Here is a 19,080-nt window from a genome sequence, read left to right as displayed (position 1 = left end):
CTTTCCAAGTAGTAAACTAAGTATAGACGATCATCCGGGAAAAAGGGAGAAAAAAAGACAAAGAAGACTAGAAACGTCCACAAGGACGTTTCTAGTCTTCATCAAGGACTTTTTCAGTGGCCCCGAATCGATCCGGGACGGCCTTTTTTGTTTAGGAGAGTGGGGGGTATCGGCAGCGGACGACCGAATCGTGAAAATGAAGGCTGAAACAGCGGTTTTTGGACCAGGAATTGTCTCCAGACGTAACAGGAGCGGCTTATTGCAGAGTGCCGGGCGGTGCCGCGGAAGACCGCAGTATTTCATTCCGGCTTAGAACCTGAAGCTTCCGTCTGCCTGGAAAGAATAGTAAAAGCGTGCGCGTTTTAAAGAAAAGTAGACGACCGCCCTCATATGTTTTCAATCGTTCTGCCAGTCGACGAAAAAGCGCCGGAAAGGGAATGGCGCAGAAGAAATATAATGGACGGAGTGAACCTTTAATAAACTGCCGGGAAAACCAGCTTTGCAGTCCTTAAACAACTTCCCTGCATGTGTAACTTTCTCAAAAACAGTTCAATAGGTTTACTGCATACTAAAATAGGAAATATGACAGTACAGCAGGACAGTTTTTTTGTGCTGTCTAAATAGAGAAAGGGGTGAGGAAAGGTTCAGCGTTGTCTGAACCGCAGATTATGGCTAAATGGCTGAAGAAATCCATCGCTGCCTCTGCCATCAGTGCAGCAGGCTATTACCTCAGTAAAGAAGAGAACCGTCAGAAAGTGGCACATTATGCAAAGCGTGCACTTGCGGAAGTAAAAGGAGAAACGAAAGAGGACCGTAAACCTGATTATTATGAGAAAGTAGGGCATTCCGATCCGGAAGACCTTCAGGATAACTCCATGGTTGATGAAGGTGCCCAGTTTTCCGTCAATTACTATAATGAGAACATTAAAGATTCCGATAACAAAAATCAGCAGTCCTGATACCTGTCTATCCTGTCGTATAAAGCGGCAGGATAGTTCTGTATAATATTCCACATTCCAGGGAGGAAAAACGAATGAAAAAGCTCCTGAACAATGTCGATCAAGTCGTGGAGGACATGCTTAATGGAATGGCTGCAGCGCACAGCACCTATCTCCGTCGTCTGCAAAATACGACAGTGCTCGTGAGAAAGCAGTCACCGGTAAACGGAAAAGTCGGGATTGTCAGCGGCGGAGGAAGCGGTCATGAGCCGGCACACGGTGGATTCGTAGGCAAAGGCATGCTCGATGCCGCAGTAGCCGGTGAAGTATTCACCTCTCCTACACCGGATCAGGTGTTTGAAGCGATAAAAGCCGTCGATGGGGGAAAAGGAGTTCTTCTTGTCATCAAAAACTATACCGGCGATGTGATGAACTTTGAAATGGCAGCAGAAATGGCTGAAGCGGAAGGGATTAACGTCCAGCAGGTGGTCGTCAATGATGATGTTGCTGTGGAGGACAGCTCCTTTACGAGCGGAAGACGCGGGATTGCCGGAACAGTTTTTGTTCATAAAATTGCCGGCGCTGCAGCTGAATCCGGAGCGGACCTGGACGAAGTGAAAGAAACGGCGGAAAAGGTAATACACCATGTCAAGTCGATGGGAATGTCGCTCTCACCCTGTATCGTTCCTGCTGCAGGCACTCCGGGATTTGAGCTTGCTGAGAATGAAATGGAAATTGGAACAGGTATTCACGGGGAACCGGGTGTGGAGCGGACAAGTATTCTGTCGTCAAAAGAAACTGCACGGCTTCTTTTTGACAAAGTGCAGGATGATCTCCACCTTCAAAAGGGAGACCGGGCAGCTGTTTTAATAAATGGTCTCGGCAGTACACCGTTAATGGAGCAGTACGTTTTTACCTCGGATGTGAAAGAAATTCTGGATGAACACGGCATTGAAACAGCAGACGTAATCGTCGGCGAATGGATGACGTCTCTTGAGATGGCGGGTATTTCGCTGACGCTTCTGAAGCTGACCCCGGATCTGGAGGAAAAGCTTTTTGCTGAAGCGGATACACCGGCAATGAAGCGTTTTGCAAAATAAACGGCGGAGGTGCTCATGTGGATAAACAGATGGCGGCAGAATGGCTCAAACGCTTCGCCGAAACGGTGGAGAAAAATAAAGAAGAACTGACGAAGCTGGACCAGGCGGTCGGCGACGGCGACCACGGCATTAACATGAACAGGGGACTTCAGGAAGTGCTCCGCAAAATGGAAGAAGTTCCGGCGGATTCGCCCGGAGGCGTCGTGAAAGCGGCAGCGATGATCTGTATAAGCAAAGTCGGCGGCGCTTCCGGCCCTCTTTACGGGTCCGCACTGATGAAAATTGCCTCTGCGCTCGGTGACGAAGAAGACGTGGAGGGCAAACAGCTGACGAAGGCACTCCGCGACGGAGTGGATGCAATTAAGAAGCGTGGCCGCGCAGAAGAAGGCGAAAAAACAATGGTGGATGTCTGGGAACCGGCCGTTCAGGCACTAGAACAGGGCAGCAGCTGGCAGGAGCTGACAGAAATTGTGAAAAAGGCAAGAGACAATACGATTGATATGAAGGCTACAAAAGGCCGGGCAGCCTACCTCGGAGACCGTTCCATCGGCCATCTTGATCCAGGGGCGGTCTCCTCCAGTTACTTTTTCCTGGAGCTCGCCTGTGTCATGGAGGAATCATCATGAGCAGAACAGGTCTGATCTTTGTATCCCACAGCAGAAAACTGGCGGAGGGCGTCAAGGAACTTCTCGAAAATATGCAGCCTGAAGCTGTAACCGCCGCCTGCGGCGGAGAGGAGGACGGAGGGATTGGAACGAATCCGGAAGTGATCCAGCGCGGGATTGAATCGCTGGAGGGCTGTACAGAAGCAGTCATTTTAACGGACCTCGGCAGTGCATGGATGAATGCAGAAATTGCTTCGGAGATCAGCTCCATCCCTGTCCTCCTGGCTGATGCGCCTTTAGTGGAAGGCGGGCTGGCTGCTGTCGTGGAAGCCGGATTCGGTAAAGATGCAGCTGCAGTGAAAGAGGCAGCGGAAAAAGCCTGGGACATGAGAAAAAGCACGTAGTTTCATGCGTGTACGGCCCCGAAAAATACCTGAGCAAGAAGAAACAGGGAAAGAACTTTCCATTTCCCCCTCTCCCGTGCTAAAATAACGTGAGACGATTCAAGGAGGGGTATTTTATGGCAGTAAACCTGCGAGCTGATGCAACACCAAACCCAAATGCGATGAAATTGACTGCAGATCGTGTGCTGTTTGAAGGTTCCGGCAGCGCATCATTTAAAAATGCGGAGGAAACAGATCACCCGCTTGCAAAAGAACTTCTCACACTCGACGGAGTCGACAATATCTTTGGTTTCCAGGATTTTGTTACCGTCAATAAAGAACCGGACGCAGAATGGGATGCACTTCTCCCGGAAGTGGAAGCTGTCTTTAACAAAGTATACGGCGAATAAAGAAAGCTTGATAAACATTCCTGTAACGTATGGCCCGGTAAGGACGTATCTGACGTCTTTGCCGGGTTTTCTTATGCTTTCAATAGAGAAAGAGTCGACGGATCGGAGGGATACATAGTGGAACAGACAGAAATACTTGAAGACAGCGGCCTGCAGCGCGGACTCCACGCAGGTCTTTCGATTGCTTTCGGTTACATGCCGGTTGCGATAACGTTTGGACTGCTTGCAGGCTCCACTGGACTTACAGCTGTGGAAGCGGTACTGATGAGTATGGTCGTTTTTGCAGGAGCAGCCCAGTACATGGCACTGTCCATGATCGCGCTGAGTGCGGGGGCACTGGAGATAATTCTTGCCACGTTTATCGTAAATATCCGTCATTTGTTAATGAGTGCATCGATCCATGAGCGGACGGAGAATACATCCAGACTGTACCGTGCCGGGATGGGCTTTTTCATGACGGATGAAGTATTTGCTGTCTCTTCTGTGCAGCCGGCACCCGTTAAAGCGGCCTTCGTGCTTGGTACGGGCATCAGTGCTTATACGAGCTGGGTCGTGTTTACCGGCGTTGGGTATTTTTCAGGCGGTCTGCTGCCCGGAGTGGTACAGGAGAGTATGGGAATCGCTTTATTTGCCCTGTTTATTGCACTTCTCGTCCCTTCGATTAAGCAGGAGGGAAGGCCGGCGCTTATCCTCGCGCTGATGGGAGGTGGCTTTCACTTTGTGTTCCAGCTTTTTCTGGATACCGGATGGGCATTGATGGGGGCTGTTATCGTTTCGGTTGTGCTTTACGAACTTACTGCAGGGAGGGGTAAGAGCCATGAGTGAATCACACATTATCTGGATGATTATCGGCATGGGGCTGGTAACGTACATTCCGCGGATCCTTCCGCTCATTACTGCTGCGTCGGAATCCTGGCCGGACTGGCTCCGCCGCATGCTCACGAGAGTACCGTACGCTGTGCTGGGTGCACTGATTTTTCCGGGAATTCTTTATTCACTCGACAGTATGGCAGCTGCCCTTGCCGGAGGCGTGGCAGCCCTGATTCTAAGCTGGCTGCGGGCACCGCTGCTCGCAGTCGTCGCCGGTGCTATTCTTCTCGTCACCCTGCTGAGACTCAGTACAGGACTTTAAAAAGCCGGTTAATCTCAGATCAGATCGACCGGCCGTACCGCTTGGAAATAATATCGTAAAAGCCGAGCGAATTGTACAGGCGCTTTGTCGCTTCGTTATTCATGCCGGTTTCAAGCTCAATGCCTTTCATTCCTTCTTCTTCCGCCCATTGAAGGACGCGCAGAAGAAGTTTCCGGGCAATTCCCTGCTGACGTTTTTCTTTCAGCACATATAAATCATTCAGCCATATGTACGTGCCGCCTTTATCAAGTGCAACGCCCTTATTCAAAAACGCGCAGCCGACAAATTCTCCGCTGATTTCCGCTGCGAAAAATTCAGAAGCGCAGCTTTCTGAAAGAGCAAGTGAGACGGTGGATTCGAGTTCATCCATGGGGGGAGGGCTGCTCAGCTGCTCCATCTGTTCCATCATCAGACCGGCGAGTTTCTGTATCGTTTCTTCGGAAGCTGGTTTAGTAATCCGGTAAATTCTCATCTGCTGACACACTCCTTCATCACAGTCCGTTCATGGAATTGACACGGGGATGCGTTTTCCAAGGTAGGATTTTCAAAGCAATCATGATATAACTAGTACAGGTGCATTCGTTTTATTATACTATGTAAAGGAGCCACTACGATGGAACAATTTTTCTCAACGTTTTCGGCCCGGGCCATCTGGACACCTGAACTTATACTTATTTTAGCATTAATAAGTGCTGTTTACTTTCTAATGATAACAAAGTGGCGGCACCGCTTACCAGATGCAGAACCGGTACCGGTAAAAAGACGCGTCTATTTTCATCTCGGTCTGCTCGGGGTGTATATTGGTTTCGGCGGACCGCTTTATGTTCTCGGACATATGATGCTCAGCATGCACATGACTGCTATGGCAGTTGTCTACTTAATTGCGCCTCCGCTTTTAATACTCGGCATGCCTTCCTGGTTTTTTGAAGGGCTCCGCCCGTTTAAGCTGCTGCGCGGTATGTTTGTTGCTGTCGGCTTTCCACTGATCGGTCTGCTTTCGTTTAACGCAGCATTTTCTGTCTACCACCTGCCCGGTGTGTTTGATTACCTTTTAACGAACGAAGGGCTTCATAACGTGTACCAGCTGGGAATGTTCGCCCTGGCGCTTCTCATGTGGTGGCACATTATTCCGCGGGTAAAAACACGTTTCCACCTCTCTGAGCTGAAGCAGATCGGCTACATGGTAGCAAGCGGCGTATTGTTTACACCGGCCTGCGCGTTGATTATCTTTGCCGGCGAGCCGCTGTATGCAACGTACACCGATCCTGCAGTATGGTCCCAGGCGATTGCCTACTGTTTGCCTCCTGGAGCAGATATTCCTTATTCGCTGCTGAGCGGAAGTCAGTCACTGACATTCCTTTCCCCGACCAACGACCAGCAGTTCGGCGGTGCATTAATGAAAATTGTTCAGGAGCTGGTTTACGGCATCGCGATCGGAGTTTCGTTCCGTGCCTGGATGAAGCGGGACCGGGAAGAAACACCGAAAGTAGTGCATCAGGAATATGAAATGTACGAACCGAATGCGCAGTAAAGGAAGGGTACCCATGAAAAAATTAGGATTGCTGCCACTTCTTCTGGCTGTTACCGGATGCAGTTTCCTTTACGAAGATGCATCCGAATCGGCGGAAGGGGAAGCGGTCATTGACGTGACGCAGGCGGAAGAACCGTGGGAAATTGCGGAGCTTGAAGCGGTCAATCAACACGAAGAAGATGTCTCTACGTCCGACCTTGAAGGCGGATGGTGGGTTGCCAATACGATTTTTACACGCTGTCCGACCGTCTGCACTGTCATGACACCAAATATGGCAGAACTGCAGGCGGAAGTGATGGAAGAGGGCATGGATGTCCGCTTTGTTTCCTTCACCGTGGATCCGGAGTTTGATACTCCGGAGCGGCTGGAGAGCTATGGGGATTCCTACGGTGCGGACTTTGAAACGTGGGATTTTCTGACCGGTTATTCAGCCGAGGAAATCAATGAACTATCCATGGAATCATTTAAAGCCCCGCTGCAGGAAGTGCCTGAGAACGAGGACATCATGCATCCTACGCGCTTTTTCCTCATTGGACCGGATGGAATGATTCACCGGATGTATTCCGGAGAGGACAACTTCGACCTTGAACAGACGATGGACGATTTAGCAGATGTGGCGTCTTAAAGACAGTACTAAATAGGAAAGCCCGGGGGACACTATACGTTGTTTCCCGGGCTTTTTGATGGTTATGCGGCTGTTTCATTTTAGAGAAGCATGCCGGCATCCTGCATGGAATGTTTTTCTTTCCATGTCTCTGTGTTGGGATTTCGAAATAGAGTTTGATAAACTGAATGGAGGAGGTGCTGCTCATGCTTGAAAAACGAAAACCGCTTCAAGTGAGAGATGCTCAGCGGATGATGCTCGAACACGCCGCTTCTTTACATACAGAATGGCTGCCGCTTGAAAAAGCTGCAGGCCGCGTTTTAGCAGAAGATGTGACGGCAGATGCCGCTGTTCCACCGTTTGACCGCTCTCCGTACGATGGATATGCTGTACGGGCGGAGGATACAAAAGGGGCAGGAAGAGACACACCGGTTCATCTGCAGATATTGGAAACGATCGGTGCCGGGAGCGTTCCGGACAAGGAAGTCACCCCGGGCACTGCATCCCGGATTATGACCGGTGCAATGATTCCTTCCGGGGCGGATGCAGTCATCATGCTGGAACAGACATCCAACGACACATCAGGCGAGATGGCGGTTTACCGGGAATGTGCAGCAGGAGAAAACATCGTCCGGAAGGCAAGTGAAATGGCGGAAGGAGAAGTTGTCGTGACGAAAGGAACGACGGTCCACCCGGGAGTTACGGCGGTACTCGCTGCGTTCGGTCACAGCCGGGTGCTTGTCAGAAGACGGCCGAGAATCGGCGTTATCGCTACCGGCACGGAGCTTCTTGAACCGCACGAAGCACTGGAAACAGGAAAAATTCGAAACAGTAACGCCTACATGGTGCTCCATCAGCTTGCAGAAGCAGGAGCAGAGACTGTATATCTTGGAAAGCTTGACGATGATCTTCCATCAGCTGTCCGGAGTACTGGAGATGCGCTGGAAAGTGTCGATGCGTTAATAACGACCGGCGGCGTTTCTGTCGGCGATTTCGATTTTCTCCCGGAGGTGTACAAGCAGCTCGGCGCAGACGTGCTGTTTAACAAAATTGCCATGCGTCCCGGCAGTGTGACCTCAGCGGCAGTTATCGGAAAGAAAGTTCTGTTCGGTCTGTCCGGTAACCCGTCTGCCTGTTTCGTCGGTTTTGAACTGTTTGCCGGCCCGTGGATCCGGGCTTCACAGGGGGACGAAGCACCGTACCTTCAAAAGGGGCGTGCTGTACTTGGAGAGGATTTTTCAAAACCGAATCCATTCACCCGCTTTATCCGGGGTACGTTTCACGACAGTGGCAGCACTGTCTGCGTGCCTGCGGGCATGGACAAATCCCAGGCAGTTACTACACTTGCGCACACATCCATTTTAATCGTGCTGCCGGGTGGTACAAGAGGATATCAAAAGGGAGATGAAGTGGATATTCTTTATCTGCATTCGTCTGGCTCTCAAGAACCACTGCATCCGGAAAAAAGAGCCGGTTCATGAGAATTATACAGGCAGCCGGCTATTCCAGCTCCGGCAAAACGACGCTCGTCACGCTGCTTACGGAGTGGTTTACGAAGGAGGGTCTGGCAGTCGGAGTCGTAAAGCACCACGGCACGTCTTCCGCCGTACCGGAAGAAGAACCGGGAACAGACACCTACGCTCATTTGAAAGGCGGAGCACAGGCAGTGACACTGGCGACAGAAGGGGGTCTCCGGCTCACCTGTGCCCGGCAGGTCCCGCTGGAAGAGCAGCTGGACATCATGAAGCGGCTCGGGATGGATATTGTGCTGATCGAAGGATGGAAAAACGCTCCGTATGCCAAAATAGAAGTAGTGAGAGAAGGGATCGAGCGGCCGCCGCTCGAAAACGTGAAAGCAGTCGCAGGAGTGCCCGGGGGAGAGAATGCTTTCTCCTGGGAGGAACTGCACAACTCCTGCGGCAGACTGGGGGAATGGGTGTGGAAAACAAGCGATATTATATAACGGATTCGCCGTTAAACCCGCTGGAGCTCCAGCAGCTCGTGACGAAGCCGGAAGCAGGGGCAGTCAACTGTTTTATCGGAACGGTGCGGGAATTTACGAAAGGCCGGCGGACGCTGTATTTAACCTATGAGGCGTATGAGAAAATGGCAGAGAAGAAACTGGCGCAGATAGGCAGTGAAATTCAGGAGAAATGGGAGGAAACAGAATGTGCGATTGCTCACCGGACAGGACGGCTGGACATTTCAGAAGCAGCGGTCGTCATTGCCGTTTCCTCTCCTCACCGCCAGGCTGCGATGGAAGCATCCAGCTATGCGATTGAGCGAATTAAAGAGATCGTTCCAATCTGGAAGAAAGAACAATGGGAAGATGGGACGGCCTGGATCGGCGATCAACTGGAGAAGAATCGATATCCCCGGGGCGGACCGGGAAAAGAGGAGCTGGAAGAATGAAAATACTCTTTTTCGCAGGATTAAAAGATCAGACCGGCACGGAAGAAGTCGTCTGGGAGAAAGACGAAGCCACTGTCGGTGAAGTACGGGAGTATGTTTTGTCTCTCTTCCCTCATGCCTACACAGTCAAGCAGGCAATGGCTGCTGTGAATGAAGAGTTTGTACAGGAGACAGATACGGTACATGCAGATGATACGGTCGCATTCCTTCCGCCTGTCTCCGGTGGGTAGTATGGAACATGTGCTCCGGATTCTCGTATTTGCAGCAGCAGCGATTGTGCTGTATGGTGGACTGTTAAGAGCAGGTGCACCTATGGAAGGTGCCGTCCTCGGTGGTCTGGGCGGTGCTTTCTTCATAGAGTGGCTTTTTATGCGAATACTACAGCGAAAGCAGGATAAATCATCGTAATAGCACTATCCGCAGAAGGATAGCTGCGCGCAGTCCATCTTCAGGAAGGAAGGATATAACCATGTCACAGGAAAAAGCAATGAATAAAATGGCTGGACGGGTGCTCGATGGGTACAGCAGTGTAAAAGAAGGAGAGTTCTCCAAAGCGAGACAGCTGCTGGAACCGATGGTGCCGATGCTCCATCGGGAAGAGAAACCAAACATACAGCTTCTCAGCTATACGGCGATTGCTCAGATCGGCGATAAAGATGTGGAGGCTTTTCTGAACACCTGCGAAACGCTCCGCCCGCTTACACCTCAGACGAAAAAAGAAGAAGCGTTAAAGCAGCGCGTCGACGATATGTTTGTCGAGCTGATGGATGTGCTGAATCAGGAAGAGAGGCCGTAAGCCTCTCTTGCAATTTTTTTAGTACTAGGTCATAATGATACGTATCAAGAGGCAGTGAAGGAGGTTCCATCCATGCGCGTTGGAATTTGGGGAATGGGGACGTATGTTCCGGAAACAGTAGTAACAAATGAAGATCTGGAAAAGAAGATGGATACATCGGATGAATGGATCCGTACGCGTACCGGTATAAAGGAGCGCAGGATTGCAGGTGATGATGTTGAAACCTCTCATATGAGCTACCATGCGGCGGTTGATGCGCTTCATAACGCCGGCATTTCAGCATCAGAGCTGGACATGATTATCGTAGCAACAGTCACGCCGGATCAGAGCTTTCCGTCGGTATCTTCTATGCTGCAGCATCAGCTAGGAGCGGATAAAGCCGCCGCAATGGATGTCTCTGCCGCATGTGCAGGCTACATTTACGGGATGGTAACGGCAAAGCAGTTTATTGAAACAGGGACATATAAGCACGTATTGGTGATCGGTACGGAAAAATTATCAAAAACGGTAAACTGGCAGGACCGGAATACCGCGGTACTGTTTGGAGATGGCTCCGGAGCTTCCGTACTCGGGCCGGTAGCTGACGATAAAGGCATCCTTTCTTTCGAGCTGGGCTCTGATGGCAGCGGCGGTGCGCACATCCGGATGGATGATTATATTTTCATGAACGGACGGGAAGTATTTAAATTTGCTGTCCGCCAGATGGGGGAATCCTGCATCCGCGCGGTGGAAAAAGCCGGGCTTACGAAAGAAGATGTCGATTTCCTCGTGCCCCATCAGGCAAACATACGCATCATGGAAGCGGCCCGACAGCGTCTCGAACTCCCGGAGGAGAAGATGTCAAAAACCGTAGACCGCTACGGCAATACCTCTTCTGCATCTGTTCCTCTTTCGTTAAAGCATGAATTGGATGAAGGACGAATTAAAGATGGAGACTTAGTCGTGCTCGTTGGTTTCGGTGCAGGTCTCGTATGGGGTTCCATGGCACTGGTATGGGGAAAATAACGATTTGAAGGAGGAGCGCATCATGACAAAGAACAGAGTTGTCATTACAGGCTGCGGAGCAGTAACGCCGCTCGGGCTGAATATTAACGATACATGGGACGGAATTAGAAACGGCCGCTCCGGCATATCGGAGCTGACAAAATTTAAAGAAGCAGAATTTCCAGCAAAAGCGTGCGGGGAAGCAGCTGATTTTGATCCGGGTAACTACATGGATCCAAAAGATGCACGGAAAATGGACCGGTTTACGCAGTTTGCAGTAGCCGGGGCTGCGATGGCACTGGAAGATGCTGGATATGAAATCACAGAAGAGAATGCAGAGCGTACCGGCGTCTGGATCGGTTCCGGTATCGGCGGGATGGATACGTATGAGAAGCAGTTCCGTATGTATGAGAAGCGGGGCTACCGCCGTGTATCGCCATTTTTCGTTCCGATGCTGATTCCGGATATGGCATCCGGACAGGTGTCGATTACATTCGGTGCAAAAGGAATCAATTCCTGTTCCGTAACAGCGTGTGCGTCCGGAGCAAATTCGATCGGAGATGCTTACAGGGTCATTGAGCGCGGGGAGGCGGACGCGATGATTACCGGTGGTGCCGAGGCGCCGCTTACCGAGATGTCGTTTGCAGGTTTCTCAGCTGCCAGAGCACTTTCCACGAATCCGGATCCTGCTTCTGCGAGCCGTCCGTTTGATAAAGAGCGCGATGGATTTGTTATGGGGGAAGGAACCGGAATTCTCATTCTGGAGTCTCTGGAATCTGCCCAGAAACGCGGCGCACACATCTATGCTGAAATTGTCGGATATGGGGCCACGGGAGATGCCTACCATGTGACAGCTCCTGCACCTGAAGGGGAGGGTGCTGCCCGCGCCATGAAGCAGGCGCTTAACCAGGCAGGACTGGACGCTCATTCTGTTGATTATATCAATGCCCACGGAACGAGTACGGAATACAACGATCAGTATGAGACAACGGCGGTAAAAACGGTGTTCCAGGACCACGCCTACAACCTGTCGATGAGTTCCACAAAATCCATGACAGGGCATCTCCTCGGCGCGGCCGGGGCAGTGGAGGCAATCTTTTCAGTGAAAGCGCTGGAAGAAGGTCTTGTTCCGCCTACGATTAATTATGAAAACCCGGATCCCGAGTGTGATCTGGATGTCACGCCGAACGAGGCGAAACAAAAGGACCTGCAGGTTGTGATGAGCAACTCGCTCGGTTTCGGCGGGCATAACGTCTCGCTGCTGTTTAAAAAATGGAGTGAGTAAGATCGTAAGCATTGTTGAAAACGATACGCTCTATAATAAAAAGCTTCCCGCTGTCTAATCTGACAGCGGGAAGCTTTTTTGCTGCAATTTCGTCATTCACGCATTCCATGACGCTCGGAGGCTGCAGTCTCATCAGACTCTTCGTCTGAATCTTCCAGAGCGAAGAATTCGTCCATCAGCTCAATGTTGGAATCAAAATCCGGTTCCAGCACCGAGCCGGCGTGGCTGTAAGTAGCATATTCATAGCCGCCTGCTTCCGGAATGGTAATCGAATCAAACGATGTACTGTCACCGTTTCTAACGAAATCTCTCGCATAGGAAATCAGTCTTCCGTTACTCAGGCTCGTGTTGATAAAAGGTTCTATCGAGCCGAGGAGCGCCGGGACCTGTGTAATGCCGGAAACGCTCAAAAGTTCATTCTGAAGCACCTGCAGCATCTGCTGCTGCCGTGCGACTCTGCCGAAATCATTGTTTGAATCTGCACGAAAGCGTACATATTGGAGCGCTTCTTCTCCATCCATTAGCTGCTCGCCTTCATCAAAATCGATCAGCAGATCTCCGGCGCGATCTTCATAATACATGCGGTCTTCGACTTCCACTTCAATGCCATCCGGCGCCAGTGTGTCAACGACTTCTTCGAAACCGTCAAAATCAACCTGCGCATAGTGATCCACATCGTAATCAAAATTTTCCTTGATGGTCTGGCGGAGGAGTTCCATGCCACCGTAAGCAAATGCAGCATTGATTTTATTTCTGCCGCGGCCGGGAATATCGACGTACATGTCCCTCATCAGTGAAGCCATTTTTACGTCCCCGGTGGATGGGTGATACTGCCCGAGCAGAATCGTGTCCGTCCGCTCTGCGCCGTTATCGTTATCGACACCAACGAGGAGAATGGAAATATAGTCGAGGGAAGAAGATTCCTCGTCGGCATCCTCATCCTCTGCTTCTTCGGGATTGAATTCAATTTCTTCTTCGGAAGGGACGCTTTTCCCTTCTTCTTCGAGCTGTTGTATCGTACTTTCTCTTGCGCGGTCATATTCGCTGACAGCCCAGGAGACTGTCATCACACCGCCGAGAATCAGCAGAAGTGTAAACAGCAGGCCTGCTTTCCACCAGATGCTCCGGCGCTTATTTGTATTTTTGGGCATTTCCTTCACCTCAACAAATGTGATTATACCAGACTTTTCTGTATAAGGAGAAGGAAAATGCAGAAATTACCCAACTTTTGTCCCTGCTCATCGTTTTCCTCTTCCAAGGCCCATTGCACGTTCTGCTTTTTTCAGCATTTTCTGGGCACGCTTTGATGCTTCTTCAGCCCCTTTATCCAGAATTGCGTCCAGCTCTTCTGATTTCATCAGCTCATGGTATTTCTTTTGAATCGGCTCTAGAACTTCCACGACAGCTTCAGCTGTATCTTCTTTAAACGGCCCATATCCCGCACCTTCATATTTCTTTTCCAGCGTTTCGATGGATTCACCGGAACAGAGAGAATAAATCGTAAGAAGATTGGAAACACCTGGTTTGTTTTCCGGATCAAAGCGGACAATACTTTCCGAATCCGTAACAGCACTGCGCATTTTTTTCCGGATCGTCTCCGGCTCATCCAGCATAGAGATATAACTTTTGGCTTTCGGACTGGATTTGCTCATTTTTTTCAACGGATCATTTAAAGACATAATTCTGGCGCCGACTTTTGGAATACGCACTTCCGGAATCGTAAATATGTCATTGTACTGGGTGTTGAAGCGGTGGGCCAGGTTTCTCGTCAGTTCCAGATGCTGCTTTTGATCTTCTCCGACTGGAACGACATCCGTTCCGTACAGCAGAATATCTGCAGCCATCAGCGGTGGATAGGTAAGGAGAGCTGAGGAGACAGCTTCTTTGCCGTCGCTTTTGTCCTTAAACTGCGTCATTCGTTCCAGCTCGCCGATATAGCTGATACACTGCATCATCCAGCCGAGCTGTGCATGGGCAGGGACCTCAGACTGGATAAAAAGCGTTGCTTTTTCAGGAGAAATACCTGCTGCTATGTATAGAGCCGCCAGGCTGCGGATGTTATGTTTTAACTCTGTTTTTTTCTGTGGAACCGTAATGGCATGCTGGTCGACGATACAGAAGAGACAGTCCTCTTCATCCTGCATCACAGCAAAATTTTTCATGGCACCTAGGTAGTTGCCGAGTGTCAGTGTGCCGCTCGGCTGAATGCCGGAGAAAACAGTTTTCATATCAGTCACCTCGTCTATAGATTCACGTTACGTTTTCAGGTAAGAGATCCCGGCGGGAGAACACAAAAAAGCCCACCCGTCCCCTGAAAATAGGGACGAATGGACCGCGGTACCACCCTTATTGCGTATATTACGCCGCTTCATACAAGAAGTTATGCAGATAACGGATGCACTCCGGAGCAGTCTACTTCCATTCAACTGCCCAGCTGACAGGCCCATTCTCCACCGGGGTATGATCTGCTCGCAGCTGCCGCAGACTCTCTGAACATACTGTCCGGGAATACTCTCCCTGATAAACGCTGATACGTATACAAGTACTATATCGGATGCAGATCAATTACGCAATAGTTACTCAGCCGCTGAACGTAAAGACTGCATAGCTCGCACCAATATAAAGAAGGACAGTAATAAGCGATGGAAACACATATGATTTCCGACCCGTATCCCTTCTCTGAACATACCAGATGCCGGCAAGAACAGCTGCATTCATCAAAATAACGGCTCCGGCCGAAACGGCTGTGACAGGGTGAATGACCGCCGCTGCTGCACCGCCCCGGTAGGCAATGTCAATTACGAACAAAATGAGCATATTAAACACGTTGGATCCGAGTATATTTCCAACTGCCATATTTAAATTTGCAAGCTGTACGGCTACGATGACGGTTGCCAGCTCAGGAAGCGAAGTAGCTCCGGCAATCAAAAATGTTCCGACAAAACTGGAGCTGATGCCAGTCGCCTGTGCGATTAAATCTCCAGTAATGGATAAAGCGGAGCCCGTTACAAAGATAACGAGTGCTGCAGCGGCGAATCCCCATTTAGCCCGTCGCAGCGAAATCGCCTGCAGCTGGCTCTCCGTCAGTTCTGCCCCTTCATCGGGCATGCCGGACGTTTTTGAAATCCAGTACATCCCGATACTGTAAAGAAGCACAAGGATATATACTTCGATGCCTGCCCCAAGAAAAGTAATGCCTGAAGGAAACAGGATGGCCGTGAGCATCCAGAGTGCCATTACAAGCCCGAGCCCGCCTGTTTTCAGCTGTGACCGGTCCGCTGTGGAAAGCATTTTTTTCCGTCGGTATACGATATCTACGCCTGCGAGAATAAACATGTTAAACAGATTGCTTCCAAAAACGTTACTGACGGCAATATCCGGATTATCGACCACAACTGCAGTAAGGCTGGTTGTTACTTCAGGAAGAGAAGTGGCGCCGGCAAGAAGAATCGTGCCGGCCATCATTCCACCGAGAGACGTGCGCTCTCCTATGACATCAGCATAAGTGGAGAGCCTGACCGCAGCAATAACTGTAATGACCGCGGAAACAGCAAAGATCGCATAAATCATTATTTTCCTCCCATTCCGGGGAGTCCGGAACACAAAAAAAGACCTTTTTACACAGGTATCCCGTGTAAAAAGGTCTTGCGTACTTTAAGAAAAGCGCTGCCGCCCGAGCCCTGAGGCTGTCCTGACGAACGGCAGACCTATCGGCCGCTACTCCCCTTCTTATTCAGACTAAGGATAGCATGTCCTAAAAAGAGATGCAACTTCCTAAGCGGACTTTCAGGAGCCGGCAGTGACTGCCAGCTGATACTGTCCTGCCGATTTTTCGATCATCCGGTCCAGTTCAACGAGCAGGCTTTCCGCTTCCTCCGGCGCAATTTCCTTATAATGATGGCCGCCGCCTGGCTCTTCATCCGCTTCATCGGCCAGAGCCACCACCTGCTGCAGTGCTTCTCTTTCAATCGAATTATCGGGCAGAAACGAATCTGTATGAAAAAGAACGGCGAGCGAAATCTGTTTGGCCGCAGCAGGATGCTCTCCAAGGCGGATCAAAAGCTTGTGGGCACGTTCCGCCCCTTTTATTGCATGAATGTCGTTCTGTTTGTACAACTCATAATCCCAGTGACCGTTCCGATACCATGTGTAATGACCGATATCATGTAGAAAAGCTGCTTTACAGGCGAGATCCGGATGCACGCCGTACAGTTTGGCAAACTTGAACGCATGATAAGCAACAGCCACCGCGTGCGCCATTCCTGAACGTCCAACATATTTCTGCGTGATCGGATGCTGAAATATTTCCTGCAGTGTTACTCTGCTCATCGTTACGTCCTCCTTTGATTATATTTATTGACGAATGCATAATTTATTCCCGGCAAATCTTTCTTTGAAACGTAAGCAGAAAGATATATTAGATATATGTTACACACATTATATAAATATGTCAATAAGCAGGATAGGAGGGGTCAAACGAAAGGTTTATGGAAAAATCTCGAAAATGTATTGGTAATACAGCATCTTAAATGTATAATTTTACTTGGCAGAGAAATAGCCAGTTTTTCATATTAAATGTACTTACTATACAGAAGGCAGGTCAGCAGCATGAAAAAATGGATGATTTACATATCAATGGCAATGCTTGCAGCAGGTTCCAGCACCGCTTCCGCCGAAGAAGAGCAGGAAATACTGAATACACATGACGCAGCTAAAAAAGAACTTTCAATCATTAAAAAAGAGTGGCCGGAGAGTATCGCAAGGTTTACGTTTGATTCAGGCTATACATTTGAGTATCCGGACGCCGTGCGCGGTGTCTTTGTAACAGGTCACTCGGCAGGCGGGTCCCGTTTTAACGATCTGCTGGATTTATTAAATTCCACTTCGCTGAACGCTATGGTGATTGACGTAAAGGAAGACGACGGCTACATTACTTTTGAGCCCGAAGAAGGTAATGATTATCTCGATATTTCTCAGCCGCTGATCAAAGATCCTGAAGGAATGATGACGACACTGGAAGAGAATGAAATTTATCCTATTGCACGCGTCGTCGTATTCAAAGACAGCATTCTGGCGAAAGGCCGTCCGGATCTTTCCTTTACTCAAAACGGTGAAGTGTGGACGAACGGCAGAGGGGAAGCGTTTGTTAATCCATTCCTTCAGGAAGTATGGGATTATAACGTGGAAGTAGCAAAGATGGCTGCAGAGATGGGATTTGAAGAAATCCAATTTGACTACGTCCGCTTTCCGGAAGGGTTTGAAAACCGCGATGATCAATTGGATTACTCTACTGGTCCCTATGAGGATGATCCCGGCACAAACGTAGAAAAGCGAGTGGATGCTGTGACCGATTTCGTTGCGTATGCCCGTGAAGAACTGGAGCCGTATGACGTGGATGTGTCGGTTGATATTTTCGGCTACTCTGCAACCATTTCAGAAGCTCCAGGCATCGGACAGAACTTCTCCAGAATTTCAGAAAATGTTGATGTCATTTCTTCCATGATTTATCCGAGCCACTGGGGTCCTTATTTCGGCATTGATAAGCCGGATCTATATCCGTACGAACTTGTCGATGAATATGCCCAGGTGGAAAACGACGTTCTCGATGCACTGGAAGATCCTCCGGTTTCACGGCCTTGGCTGCAGGATTTCACTGCTTCCTATCTTGGTTCCGGCAACTACCTGAATTACGGAAAAGCAGAAGTAGAGGCGCAGATTCAGGCTCTCTATGACAATGGAATTCATGAATTCCTCCTTTGGAATGCCGGGAACCGGTATTCCGGAAGTGTTGATTATATGCTCGGAATGACACCGGAAGAGCTTACAGCAACATCCGAAGAAGATGAGGATAGCGAAGAAGAGGATGAGGGCGCTTAACAGAAGGATATGGATGAACAAGAGCGGCTGATGCGTTTATTCGTACCAGCCGCTTTTTAAACGGCGTGAATGTACATTAAAGCGTCTTTTCTATCAGGGAGGAAAGCGTTATAATAGAAGTGAATGGAGGGGTTCTGCATGCATTGGTACGAAAAACTCAATCAATACTTTCCAGATGACGAAATGAAATCCAAAGAACACATCGAAGCACTGCTCCGGGATAAAGAGCATATTTATAAAAAGAGCGAGGATCAGTACCACGTTATGATGTATGTAGAAATGGAGGACTTTACCTTTATTGATTATCTGTTTGTATCTAAAGCAGCACGTGGTAAAGGAATCGGCCGCAAACTCCTCAACCGCCTGAAAGAGCGGAACAAACCAGTTATTCTTGAGGTGGAGCCCGTTGATTACGAAGACACGGATACAGAAAAACGACAGCGGTTTTACCGCAGAGAAGGATTTATGCATGCTTCCTCCATTGGGTATAAGCGCCGTTCTCTGGACACAGGGGAAGTAAACAGAATGGAAATCCTCTTCTGGACGCCGGAGAATGAGAGTGAAGAGAGCATTTACAAAAAAATGTGCCACACGTACGAAACGATTCACAAGTACAAGGACGTTGATTTCTACGGTAAGCCTTATGAAGATGTAGAAAAAGCCCTGACCTATAATGATGATGAATCCTGAACAGTGTATTCAGTGAAAGGAGTGAGGGCAATGAAAGGCAGACAGGCACTTCGCAAGAAAAAGAAAAAGCTGCTTTGGAGAGATCTTCTTAAGCGGAAGCTCGGAGAAGTAAATGGACTTCCGAAAAAAGAAGAACCAACTCCGCCGCGCGCAGCTTCCTGATTGATTGTCGTTCAGCTTCGTCTGTCATTCAATAACTCATTTTTAAAGAGGCTGGGACAAAACCCTAGCTAATAGCCCCTCACCAGCAAGTTGGTGAGGGGCTTCATTTATGCATCATTTTACTACACAAAAAGAACACCCTTTGATATTGTTAAGTTACCACACAAAACA

25 protein-coding genes and 1 other annotated feature are annotated in these 19,080 nt (G+C 49.4%); of the genes, 20 read left to right on the top strand and 5 right to left on the bottom strand.

Translation table 11 applies throughout. From position 1 onward, the window contains the following. Positions 1-668: 668 nt before the first annotated feature. The 7 genes from C6I21_RS15970 to C6I21_RS15940 all read left to right on the top strand — a co-directional run bounded on the left by C6I21_RS15970 (position 669) and on the right by C6I21_RS15940 (position 4,568). On the top strand, positions 669-959 hold the full coding sequence (locus C6I21_RS15970; protein WP_181186288.1) for a hypothetical protein: 291 nt from the start codon (positions 669-671) through the stop codon (positions 957-959). 74 nt (positions 960-1,033) lie between these two features. Further along, complete coding sequence (gene dhaK / locus C6I21_RS15965; protein ID WP_105960470.1) at positions 1,034-2,038, top strand: dihydroxyacetone kinase subunit DhaK; 1,005 nt, start codon at positions 1,034-1,036, stop codon at positions 2,036-2,038. A 29-nt stretch (positions 2,039-2,067) separates the two neighbouring features. Further along, on the top strand, positions 2,068-2,664 hold the full coding sequence (gene dhaL / locus C6I21_RS15960; RefSeq protein ID WP_105960474.1) for a dihydroxyacetone kinase subunit DhaL: 597 nt from the start codon (positions 2,068-2,070) through the stop codon (positions 2,662-2,664). Next, positions 2,661-3,047 (top strand): dihydroxyacetone kinase phosphoryl donor subunit DhaM, encoded by a 387-nt coding sequence (dhaM, locus tag C6I21_RS15955; protein WP_105960469.1) that lies wholly within the window; start codon positions 2,661-2,663, stop codon positions 3,045-3,047. The genes dhaL and dhaM overlap by 4 nt, the downstream gene beginning before the upstream one ends. A gap of 116 nt (positions 3,048-3,163) precedes the next feature. Then, positions 3,164-3,436 carry a NifU N-terminal domain-containing protein gene (locus tag C6I21_RS15950; protein ID WP_105960468.1) on the top strand — a complete coding sequence of 91 codons (273 nt, stop codon included), beginning with the start codon at positions 3,164-3,166 and terminating at the stop codon, positions 3,434-3,436. A gap of 117 nt (positions 3,437-3,553) precedes the next feature. After that, positions 3,554-4,261: an AzlC family ABC transporter permease gene (locus C6I21_RS15945; protein WP_245411669.1), complete on the top strand. Its 708-nt coding sequence runs from the start codon at positions 3,554-3,556 to the stop codon at positions 4,259-4,261. Then, positions 4,254-4,568 (top strand): AzlD domain-containing protein, encoded by a 315-nt coding sequence (locus C6I21_RS15940; RefSeq protein WP_105960467.1) that lies wholly within the window; start codon positions 4,254-4,256, stop codon positions 4,566-4,568. Before C6I21_RS15945 ends, C6I21_RS15940 begins: the two co-directional genes overlap by 8 nt. Positions 4,569-4,587: 19 nt before the next feature. On the opposite strand, the gene C6I21_RS15935 is transcribed toward C6I21_RS15940, so the two are convergent. Further along, positions 4,588-5,040 carry a GNAT family N-acetyltransferase gene (locus tag C6I21_RS15935; RefSeq protein WP_105960466.1) on the bottom strand — a complete coding sequence of 151 codons (453 nt, stop codon included), beginning with the start codon at positions 5,038-5,040 and terminating at the stop codon, positions 4,588-4,590. A gap of 141 nt (positions 5,041-5,181) precedes the next feature. On the opposite strand from C6I21_RS15935, the gene ctaG reads away from it, so the two are divergent. The 10 genes from ctaG to fabF all read left to right on the top strand — a co-directional run bounded on the left by ctaG (position 5,182) and on the right by fabF (position 12,180). Beyond that, positions 5,182-6,099, top strand: a complete 918-nt coding sequence (ctaG, locus tag C6I21_RS15930) for a cytochrome c oxidase assembly factor CtaG (RefSeq protein ID WP_105960465.1) — start codon at positions 5,182-5,184, stop codon at positions 6,097-6,099. 13 nt (positions 6,100-6,112) lie between these two features. Continuing rightward, entirely contained in the window at positions 6,113-6,724 is a 612-nt protein-coding gene (locus C6I21_RS15925; RefSeq protein ID WP_105960464.1) for an SCO family protein, read from the top strand. Positions 6,725-6,909: 185 nt separating this feature from the next. Then, positions 6,910-8,184, top strand: a complete 1,275-nt coding sequence (locus C6I21_RS15920) for a molybdopterin molybdotransferase MoeA (protein WP_105960463.1) — start codon at positions 6,910-6,912, stop codon at positions 8,182-8,184. After that, entirely contained in the window at positions 8,181-8,666 is a 486-nt protein-coding gene (mobB, locus tag C6I21_RS15915; RefSeq protein WP_105960462.1) for a molybdopterin-guanine dinucleotide biosynthesis protein B, read from the top strand. The genes C6I21_RS15920 and mobB overlap by 4 nt, the downstream gene beginning before the upstream one ends. Then, positions 8,663-9,115, top strand: a complete 453-nt coding sequence (locus tag C6I21_RS15910; protein ID WP_425352511.1) for a molybdenum cofactor biosynthesis protein MoaE — start codon at positions 8,663-8,665, stop codon at positions 9,113-9,115. The genes mobB and C6I21_RS15910 overlap by 4 nt, the downstream gene beginning before the upstream one ends. Beyond that, a complete protein-coding gene (moaD, locus tag C6I21_RS15905) occupies positions 9,112-9,345 on the top strand; it encodes a molybdopterin converting factor subunit 1 (protein WP_181186287.1) in 234 nt (77 codons plus the stop codon). The genes C6I21_RS15910 and moaD overlap by 4 nt, the downstream gene beginning before the upstream one ends. Beyond that, on the top strand, positions 9,338-9,523 hold the full coding sequence (locus tag C6I21_RS16630) for a hypothetical protein (RefSeq protein WP_181186286.1): 186 nt from the start codon (positions 9,338-9,340) through the stop codon (positions 9,521-9,523). Before moaD ends, C6I21_RS16630 begins: the two co-directional genes overlap by 8 nt. Positions 9,524-9,584: 61 nt before the next feature. Then, positions 9,585-9,911, top strand: coding sequence for a hypothetical protein (locus C6I21_RS15900; RefSeq protein WP_181186285.1), 327 nt, complete (start codon positions 9,585-9,587; stop codon positions 9,909-9,911). A gap of 72 nt (positions 9,912-9,983) precedes the next feature. Then, positions 9,984-10,916, top strand: a complete 933-nt coding sequence (locus C6I21_RS15895; RefSeq protein WP_105960459.1) for a beta-ketoacyl-ACP synthase III — start codon at positions 9,984-9,986, stop codon at positions 10,914-10,916. Between the two features lie 22 nt (positions 10,917-10,938). Then, entirely contained in the window at positions 10,939-12,180 is a 1,242-nt protein-coding gene (gene fabF / locus C6I21_RS15890; RefSeq protein WP_105960458.1) for a beta-ketoacyl-ACP synthase II, read from the top strand. A gap of 92 nt (positions 12,181-12,272) precedes the next feature. Here the strand turns inward: fabF and C6I21_RS15885 are convergent, their stop codons facing one another. The 4 genes from C6I21_RS15885 to C6I21_RS15870 form a co-directional block, all read right to left on the bottom strand. Then, on the bottom strand, positions 12,273-13,331 hold the full coding sequence (locus tag C6I21_RS15885) for an LCP family protein (protein ID WP_105960457.1): 1,059 nt from the start codon (positions 13,329-13,331) through the stop codon (positions 12,273-12,275). Positions 13,332-13,418: 87 nt separating this feature from the next. Beyond that, positions 13,419-14,408, bottom strand: coding sequence for a tryptophan--tRNA ligase (gene trpS / locus C6I21_RS15880; protein WP_105960456.1), 990 nt, complete (start codon positions 14,406-14,408; stop codon positions 13,419-13,421). Between the two features lie 88 nt (positions 14,409-14,496). Further along, positions 14,497-14,714 (bottom strand) — a binding site (T-box leader). Between the two features lie 46 nt (positions 14,715-14,760). After that, positions 14,761-15,750, bottom strand: coding sequence for a sodium:calcium antiporter (locus C6I21_RS15875; protein ID WP_105960455.1), 990 nt, complete (start codon positions 15,748-15,750; stop codon positions 14,761-14,763). 216 nt (positions 15,751-15,966) lie between these two features. Beyond that, the gene (locus C6I21_RS15870) at positions 15,967-16,509 is read right to left on the bottom strand and encodes an HD domain-containing protein (RefSeq protein ID WP_105960454.1); all 543 of its coding nucleotides are present in this window, start codon (positions 16,507-16,509) and stop codon (positions 15,967-15,969) included. Positions 16,510-16,788: 279 nt separating this feature from the next. Between C6I21_RS15870 and C6I21_RS15865 the strand changes: the two genes are divergently transcribed. The 3 genes from C6I21_RS15865 (at position 16,789) to C6I21_RS16825 (ending at position 18,909) form a co-directional block, all read left to right on the top strand. Next, positions 16,789-18,057 (top strand): putative glycoside hydrolase, encoded by a 1,269-nt coding sequence (locus C6I21_RS15865; protein ID WP_105960453.1) that lies wholly within the window; start codon positions 16,789-16,791, stop codon positions 18,055-18,057. A 138-nt stretch (positions 18,058-18,195) separates the two neighbouring features. After that, a complete protein-coding gene (locus tag C6I21_RS15860; RefSeq protein WP_105960452.1) occupies positions 18,196-18,747 on the top strand; it encodes a GNAT family N-acetyltransferase in 552 nt (183 codons plus the stop codon). Between the two features lie 30 nt (positions 18,748-18,777). Beyond that, the gene (locus tag C6I21_RS16825; RefSeq protein ID WP_280953462.1) at positions 18,778-18,909 is read left to right on the top strand and encodes a hypothetical protein; all 132 of its coding nucleotides are present in this window, start codon (positions 18,778-18,780) and stop codon (positions 18,907-18,909) included. Positions 18,910-19,080: the final 171 nt, after the last annotated feature.

The sequence above is a fragment of the Alkalicoccus urumqiensis genome (genome assembly GCF_002993335.1).
Taxonomy (GTDB): domain Bacteria; phylum Bacillota; class Bacilli; order Bacillales; family Salisediminibacteriaceae; genus Alkalicoccus; species Alkalicoccus urumqiensis.
The sequence above is the reverse complement of the archived record's forward strand: the minus strand, read 5'-3'. Positions and strand labels throughout refer to the sequence as shown.

Coding starts and splice junctions, on each gene's coding strand:
- C6I21_RS15970 (WP_181186288.1), top strand. CDS start 669: ATGGCTAAATGGCTGAAGAAATCCATCGCTGCCTCTGCCATCAGTGCA.
- dhaK (WP_105960470.1), top strand. CDS start 1,034: ATGAAAAAGCTCCTGAACAATGTCGATCAAGTCGTGGAGGACATGCTT.
- dhaL (WP_105960474.1), top strand. CDS start 2,068: ATGGCGGCAGAATGGCTCAAACGCTTCGCCGAAACGGTGGAGAAAAAT.
- dhaM (WP_105960469.1), top strand. CDS start 2,661: ATGAGCAGAACAGGTCTGATCTTTGTATCCCACAGCAGAAAACTGGCG.
- C6I21_RS15950 (WP_105960468.1), top strand. CDS start 3,164: ATGGCAGTAAACCTGCGAGCTGATGCAACACCAAACCCAAATGCGATG.
- C6I21_RS15940 (WP_105960467.1), top strand. CDS start 4,254: ATGAGTGAATCACACATTATCTGGATGATTATCGGCATGGGGCTGGTA.
- C6I21_RS15935 (WP_105960466.1), bottom strand. CDS start 5,040: ATGAGAATTTACCGGATTACTAAACCAGCTTCCGAAGAAACGATACAG.
- ctaG (WP_105960465.1), top strand. CDS start 5,182: ATGGAACAATTTTTCTCAACGTTTTCGGCCCGGGCCATCTGGACACCT.
- C6I21_RS15925 (WP_105960464.1), top strand. CDS start 6,113: ATGAAAAAATTAGGATTGCTGCCACTTCTTCTGGCTGTTACCGGATGC.
- C6I21_RS15920 (WP_105960463.1), top strand. CDS start 6,910: ATGCTTGAAAAACGAAAACCGCTTCAAGTGAGAGATGCTCAGCGGATG.
- mobB (WP_105960462.1), top strand. CDS start 8,181: ATGAGAATTATACAGGCAGCCGGCTATTCCAGCTCCGGCAAAACGACG.
- moaD (WP_181186287.1), top strand. CDS start 9,112: ATGAAAATACTCTTTTTCGCAGGATTAAAAGATCAGACCGGCACGGAA.
- C6I21_RS15900 (WP_181186285.1), top strand. CDS start 9,585: ATGTCACAGGAAAAAGCAATGAATAAAATGGCTGGACGGGTGCTCGAT.
- C6I21_RS15895 (WP_105960459.1), top strand. CDS start 9,984: ATGCGCGTTGGAATTTGGGGAATGGGGACGTATGTTCCGGAAACAGTA.
- fabF (WP_105960458.1), top strand. CDS start 10,939: ATGACAAAGAACAGAGTTGTCATTACAGGCTGCGGAGCAGTAACGCCG.
- C6I21_RS15885 (WP_105960457.1), bottom strand. CDS start 13,331: ATGCCCAAAAATACAAATAAGCGCCGGAGCATCTGGTGGAAAGCAGGC.
- trpS (WP_105960456.1), bottom strand. CDS start 14,408: ATGAAAACTGTTTTCTCCGGCATTCAGCCGAGCGGCACACTGACACTC.
- C6I21_RS15875 (WP_105960455.1), bottom strand. CDS start 15,750: ATGATTTATGCGATCTTTGCTGTTTCCGCGGTCATTACAGTTATTGCT.
- C6I21_RS15870 (WP_105960454.1), bottom strand. CDS start 16,509: ATGAGCAGAGTAACACTGCAGGAAATATTTCAGCATCCGATCACGCAG.
- C6I21_RS15865 (WP_105960453.1), top strand. CDS start 16,789: ATGAAAAAATGGATGATTTACATATCAATGGCAATGCTTGCAGCAGGT.
- C6I21_RS15860 (WP_105960452.1), top strand. CDS start 18,196: ATGCATTGGTACGAAAAACTCAATCAATACTTTCCAGATGACGAAATG.
- C6I21_RS16825 (WP_280953462.1), top strand. CDS start 18,778: ATGAAAGGCAGACAGGCACTTCGCAAGAAAAAGAAAAAGCTGCTTTGG.